Here is a 6,830-nt window from a genome sequence, read left to right on the forward strand (position 1 = left end):
CGTAATCATCAAAATTAATCCCACCTTCCAGGGCCAGGGAAAAATGGTTGTATCCGTGGACACCCAGCTCCCCTCCATCCTGGAAAATCTCCCTTCCGAAATATCCAGTAGTTTCTTTCAATTTTTCTGTAAAATCTACAATTTTTCTTTTGTCTGTGGCGTCTGTATAGTCTCCTATTATGAAACCGGTGTATCTCAGTTTCTGTCTCTGGGCTATAGACTCCATATCAGGCCACCATACTTTTTTAAAAAAATTAATATTATTCATATTATATTCGTCGTGAATTTTTTCATTGTCCCCAGCAGGTATAGGGGCTGGAAAATCATCAATATGAGCAACTTTTGAGTTAAATACCGGCATTATGAAGTAATCATTTCCGTAGGCTATGAGCTGAGTAAGTAGTCCACGTGTTGTATTCCCTTCAAACATTGATGTATTGGAATATATAACCCTTCCCTTTCCGTAGGGAGTCTCCCAAATCAAAGGCGTGTCATCATCAGATGCTGCTATGATGTCGGCCTCAGAAGAGAGATTTAATTTTAGTGATGAACCTGATATAAGTTCACCGCTTGGTTTTGTTGTCTCCATCCCGGGAAAAAAACTGGTATAAAATTTAACTCCTGAAGTTTCTGTAAAGCCATCTATATGCAGTATTCCACCCATGGAATTAAAAGGACTTTTGAAGGAACGTTCCAGGACAATAAGACTCCCACCATTTTGAATAAACTTTTTTATATCCAAAAAAACTCTTTTGCTCATTCCCGTGAAATCTTCTGCCACAATTATTATGCTGGAATATCCCTCTACCTTTCCATTGTAAGAACTTATATCATGGATGTCTCGCTTAGCCTTTGTAAATTCAAAAATTTTATCCAGATTGTATAGAATCTCTCTGGTTCCTACACCGTCTGCACTATAGAGCAGAAGATGCTTTTGGGGCTTCTCTATATTCAGGTCACCCTTTGTCCCCTCAGGTATAAAAAAATCTTTCTCCTGCTTCAAAGTAAAATGTGTATGTAGTTCCTTCACCCTAAAGTACTGAAGACCGAGTACCGTTATAAAAGTAATCAGCATAAAATATTTAAATTTCATAAAAATCAGCCTCTATACCATGAAATAACTCTGCAATTTTACCCATGAGTAGTTCTTTATTAGCAGAAGTTGTGGCTGGGAAAAGTATTCTTAGCCTTTCATCATCCATTCCTATAAAGTCACTTTCACGGACCTTTCCTTCTATTATCTCTGCAACCTCTTTCGGTGAGTGGTCCTTGATTTTCGTTTCAAAAGCCATAAAATCCATGCCAAGAAGTTTTTTTCTTCTTTCTTCTTCCAGCATGATCTTATTAAAGTACTCTATAGTGAATATTCCTGTATTTTCAAGAGAGTTTTCATTTATCTCTTTCATTTCTTTTGTGATAGCCTCAGAAAGAGCCTCATTCAGCCAGTGAGTTATTATCTTAAATATCTCGTAGCTGTATCTTTCAGAAGCTTCCAGACTCATTCTCTCTATGTTTATAAATCCTAAAATATCTTCCTCATTTTTTATAGGAGAGACGTATACAGGAGAATCACCTTCTATATCCAGAGGAAACTCCTTGGGTTTTCCAGCCTTTATAACCTCGCTGAATACACTGTCATCTTTCAGCTGAAGAAAGCCAGGCATCCTCCCGTTTCCTGCTCTCAATTTAAGCCTCATAAAATTCTTATCTGAATTGAGAATGTAAATAGAGACAACATCACAGTCTAAAAACTGCTTCATTATCAATACTGCCTCTGTATATATCTCCTCCACATTCATATTGTCAAAAGATGACCTTATCTGGTTCAGAGTTATTATGCTCTCTCGGCTGCTTACTATTCTTTTTTTCAGTCTGCTGTTTATGGTAGCTAGCTTTACATTGTTTTCCTTTTGCTTGTCATAGTCCTCTGTGGTTTTGGCCACCTCTTTTTCCAGATGCATTATTCTTTCATCAGTTGTGTCTCTTAGTTTCCCCAGAAAAAGTGCAGTGAAGAAAAACATTAATATGAATTTATAGTATTCGAAGCTTGAGAAAAATATGATCATATCTCTTCCCAGTCCAATATAGGATAAAATATAGTAAATTATAGAAAAAGAAACTACAAATCCACTCATATAAGTCCCGTACTTTAGGGATATAACTGCTATTGCAATCAACAGCGGGTGCAGATTCATATCCAAAAAACTGTATTTAAAGGAAGAAAAATGAAAAAATACAAAATAAATTCCCGTGGTGTACAATAAACTTTCTATAAAACAATTAAAAGTTTTACTTTTCATAATTTACTCCTTTTCTTCAAAAAACCGATAGGTGTCCACCGTATCTAAAAAATATCCGTCAAAGCCCATGGAATCTATTCTTTTTTGATAATCCCCCGTTATTCCCTTCCAAGCTGGGTCCCAGTATCTCACAATATAATTCTCTTCCCAGTTTGGATTTTCTTTCACTATCCAGTGAGGAAATTTTTTATTCCACTCTTTTTTCCAGTAACTCCTATACCCCTCTGCCTCACCTATGCTGAAATACGCCACTACAAGTCTTCGCGACCCGTTTTTCTTCTTCTTGAGCCTTTCCAACTGAGAGGCACTGAAACCCTTTCCCATATGGTAGGCATCTATTATCAAGAGGTCGTAATCGAGTTTTTCCAGTATTTTTACATAGCTCTCTATATTGCTAAATTTTTCGGGATTCAGCAGACATAAAAAATTTTCCACATCTTCCAGAGATTTTATACTCTTATTGTTGAATCCGGAAAGGGGTTTATAAATAGATGTAAGCTCATAACCATTTAGGGCCTCTCCTACAAAATCATAATTTTTTATATTTTTTTTAATCTTCCTTTTATTCCACAACCTGTCTGTGTATTCTATCAGCAGAATCTTTTTATTTTCTTCTCTTATCCCTGTAAGCTCTCTCAAAGTCAAATCCATTTCTTCAGAGGGAGTTCTTTTGTTATAGCCTCCGTATCCATAAAAAAGCGATTCCCTGGATATCCCGTCTATTTTTGACAACAGCTTTTTATTTGGGAGTCCGTCATCATAGAATAATTCTGTACTATTCTGTACTATGATTATTTTGTCTCCTTCAGCTCTTTCTCTTATCTCCCCTATAAATTTTATCATCTCTTCTCTATAATCTATGTCCTCTGCGCTGCTGGGAAGAAAAATAGAAAACATGAAAACAAATAAAATCAGCATTCTGTATCCTCCTCGGTAATCTTTAAATTCTAGAAATATAATTTAATATTACTGATATATCGCCTAAAAAAAATTTACTACTTTATGATATTTTTTCACTCCATTAGGTCTCCTAACCCTTAATTTATAGCATATTCCCCTGCAATTATCAATTTCTGAATTTCTGCCTTTGTAATTATTACAAAATTAATTTTCAGTTCCTTTTTTCAGGCAGTTACAGACAGTTTAATTTATATGGTATTCCCCTGTAATCTCTGCAGATAATCCATTTCAAAAAAAAATGAAACCTTTTATTTCTTTTGAAAAGGAAAATAATTAGTTCGGTTTAAAGGGAAGTGTTTGAACATTGAACACCGAGATCACAAAGAGTATACTTAATACATAAAGAGAATTAAAATTTAAAAAAATTAAAATTAGGGAGGAAATATCATGAGTCAGAATGAAGATCAAAGTTTGAAAGTTAAGGTTCAGGCATTTGGTAGATTTTTAAGTGCAATGGTTATGCCGAATATAGGGGCATTTATTGCTTGGGGATTCATCACTGCATTATTTATACCTACAGGATGGCTTCCAAATGAAACATTATCAGCACTAGTTGGACCAATGATAACTTACTTACTACCTCTATTAATAGGATACAGCGGTGGTAAAATAGTAGCAGGAGAGCGTGGAGGAGTAGTAGGAGCAATAGCTACTTCAGGAGTAATTATAGGTACTTCAATACCTATGTTTATGGGTGCTATGATCGCCGGTCCAGTAGGAGGATATGTAATCAAGAAATTTGATGAAGCTATCCACGGAAAAATAAAATCAGGATTTGAGATGCTTGTAAACAACTTCTCATCAGGATTATTAGGTATGACTTTGGCTCTATTATTCTTCAAGGTTATCGGACCTGTAGTAGAGACGCTTAACGCAGGTTTAGGGAATGCAGTTAAAGCTCTGGTTGATATGAACCTTTTACCACTTACATCACTTATAGTAGAGCCTGCAAAGATTCTATTCCTTAATAATGCAATAAATCACGGTGTATTCTCTCCGTTAGGAATACAACAGTCAACTGAAGTTGGAAAATCATTATTCTTCTTAATAGAGGCTAACCCTGGTCCTGGACTTGGAATATTAGTTGCTTATATGTTATTCGGTAAGGGAATGGCAAAAGATTCTGCACCTGGTGCTGCTATCATCCATTTCTTCGGTGGAATCCATGAGATCTATTTCCCGTATGTGTTAATGCAACCATTATTAATAATCGCTGTAATCCTTGGTGGAATGACAGGAGTATTCACAAACGTAATATTAAACGGAGGACTTATAGCTCCAGCATCACCAGGAAGTGTCTTTGCAGTACTTGCTATGACTCCTAAAGGTGGATTTATTGCAACAATGAGTTCAATTATTCTTGCGGCATTAGTTTCAGGTTTCGTGGCTATGATTATCCTCAAGAAAACTGCCAACGGAAAAGACCTTGATGAGGCTACAGAAAATATGAAGTCTATGAAAAATAAGCCGACTGCTGCCGGAACAAAAGATATTTCTGGAAATATCTCTAAAATAGTAGTTGCATGTGATGCTGGTATGGGATCAAGTGCAATGGGTGCAAGTCTTCTAAGAAAGAAAATTAAAAATGCCGGTCTTGATATCGACGTTACAAATCTAGCTATAAACAACCTTACTGAGGATATCGATATAGTTATTACCCACAGAGATCTTACACCTAGAGCTGAAAAGAAAGTTATTAATCCTGTACACATGTCATTGGACAACTTTATGGATGGTAAATTCTACGACTCTTTAGTGGAAGAACTCAAAAAAAAAGGTGATGTAAGTAAAAGTGAAAAAACTGAGGAAACTCCAGTTAAAGAGACAGCAACTGACAACACTATCCTGATAAAAGACGGAATCATCTTAGGACTTCCTTCTATACCAAAAGAAGAAGCAATCAAAAAAATAGGTATGCAGATGGCTGAGATGGGTTATGTAGAAAATACTTATTATGAATACATGCTTGAAAGAGAATCTAAATCTACAACATTTATCGGAAACAACGTTGCTATCCCTCACGGAACTCTCGAAGGAAAAGCAAGTGTTCTAAGAACTGGTATTGTTATCAATCAGTATCCTGAAGGTGTAGATTTCGGAGACGGTAACATCGCATATCTGCTCATAGGAATAGCTGGTAAAAATGATGAGCACGTGGATATCATCTCTAATATCGCAGATGCAATAGAAGAGGAAGAAACAGTGGAGCTTCTGTCTAAAACAACAGACATAGAAGAGATATATAGCAGATTTTCTTCATAAAATTATAAGGAAGGGGTAAATAATGAAAACAGCAATTCAATTTGGGGCAGGAAACATAGGACGTGGATTTATAGGTAAATTATTATCTCAGTCAGGATACAAAGTTTGCTTTGTTGATGTAAATGAGAAGATTATAGATGAGCTAAAAACTAAGAACCAGTATACAGTAGAAGTTGTAGGAGAAAAAAAGGAAGATATCCTTGTAAAAAATGTAGACGGAATGATGTCTACCAGTCCTGAAGTTTTAGATCTAATATCTAAAGCTGAAATAATCACTACAGCAGTAGGTCCAAATGTTCTTGCTATCATTGCAAAAACAATAGCAAAGGGTATAGAAAAAAGAATCGCAGACGGGAATAAAGAAAATCTAAACATTATAGCCTGTGAAAATATGATAAACGGTTCTACTTTCCTGAAAGAGGAAGTTGAAAAACATATATCTTCAGAAGCTCTGCCTGTAATGACATCTCTTGTAGGATTCCCTAATTCAGCAGTTGACAGAATCGTTCCTCCTATGGAAGGTTCTGACGATGTATTGAGAGTCCGTGTGGAGCAGTTTAAAGAGTGGATAGTTGAAGAAAAACTGTTTAAGGGTGAAATACCTAAAATAGAGGGTATGCAGCTTACGGACAACCTTATGGCATTTGTAGAGAGAAAACTCTTCACCCTTAACACTGGGCATGCAATAACTGCTTACTTAGGTGTTCTCAAGGGATATGAGACTGTAAAAGAAAGTATCGAAGATGAAGAGATCGCAACTATTGTAAAGGAAGCCATGAAAGAGAGCGGAGAAGTTCTTATCAACAGATACGGTTTCGAAAGAGAGAAACACTATCTTTATATAGATAAAATAATCAACAGATTCAAAAATCCTTATCTTAAGGATGAAGTTAGCAGAGTAGGAAGAGAACCTCTAAGAAAATTAGGCTTCAACGACAGGCTTATAAAACCTTTGAGAGGAACTATAGAGTACAACACCAAAAATGACAATCTGATAAAAGGTATTGCAGCAGCCTTAAAATACAGAAACTCTTCAGATGATCAAGCTCTTAAGCTAGAGGAAAGATTAAGCAGCGACGATCTGAAAACTGCAATTGAAGATATTACATCGCTTAGCAACAAAGCTGTAATAGAAAAAATAATCAAAGCTTACACAGCTTAATATTCATACTGGATTATTATAGATGGTAACTCTTAAGTATTTTTTAAGAGTTACCATTTTTTTAACTGTATGTCATTTTATAAACACTTTATTATATAGGTTAATGAATATTTTTAAGGTAAAAATAAAAAATACTCCCTTAGTTA

The 6,830-nt window shown here is 35.5% G+C and carries 5 protein-coding genes; 2 read left to right on the forward strand and 3 right to left on the reverse strand.

Translation table 11 applies throughout. The features are described from left to right. The 3 genes from ABZA26_RS04720 to ABZA26_RS04730 all read right to left on the reverse strand — a co-directional run. The coding region (locus tag ABZA26_RS04720) for a DUF2194 domain-containing protein (RefSeq protein WP_372713363.1) at nt 1-1,093 on the reverse strand (1,093 nt) is incomplete at its 3' end. Beyond that, nucleotides 1,083-2,300: a hypothetical protein gene (locus tag ABZA26_RS04725; protein WP_372713364.1), complete on the reverse strand. Its 1,218-nt coding sequence runs from the start codon at nt 2,298-2,300 to the stop codon at nt 1,083-1,085. The genes ABZA26_RS04720 and ABZA26_RS04725, both read right to left, overlap by 11 nt. A gap of 3 nt (nt 2,301-2,303) precedes the next feature. Continuing rightward, nucleotides 2,304-3,218 carry an endo alpha-1,4 polygalactosaminidase gene (locus ABZA26_RS04730; protein ID WP_372713365.1) on the reverse strand — a complete coding sequence of 305 codons (915 nt, stop codon included), beginning with the start codon at nt 3,216-3,218 and terminating at the stop codon, nt 2,304-2,306. 429 nt (nt 3,219-3,647) lie between these two features. Here ABZA26_RS04730 and ABZA26_RS04735 point away from each other — a divergent pair, with 429 nt between their 5' ends. Both ABZA26_RS04735 and ABZA26_RS04740 read left to right on the forward strand, forming a co-directional pair. Then, the gene (locus ABZA26_RS04735) at nt 3,648-5,522 is read left to right on the forward strand and encodes a PTS mannitol transporter subunit IICBA (RefSeq protein WP_372713366.1); all 1,875 of its coding nucleotides are present in this window, start codon (nt 3,648-3,650) and stop codon (nt 5,520-5,522) included. A gap of 22 nt (nt 5,523-5,544) precedes the next feature. Continuing rightward, on the forward strand, nt 5,545-6,684 hold the full coding sequence (locus tag ABZA26_RS04740; RefSeq protein ID WP_372713368.1) for a mannitol-1-phosphate 5-dehydrogenase: 1,140 nt from the start codon (nt 5,545-5,547) through the stop codon (nt 6,682-6,684). Nucleotides 6,685-6,830: the final 146 nt, after the last annotated feature.

It is taken from the genome of Ilyobacter sp. (assembly GCF_041583315.1).
Lineage (GTDB): Bacteria > Fusobacteriota > Fusobacteriia > Fusobacteriales > Fusobacteriaceae > Ilyobacter.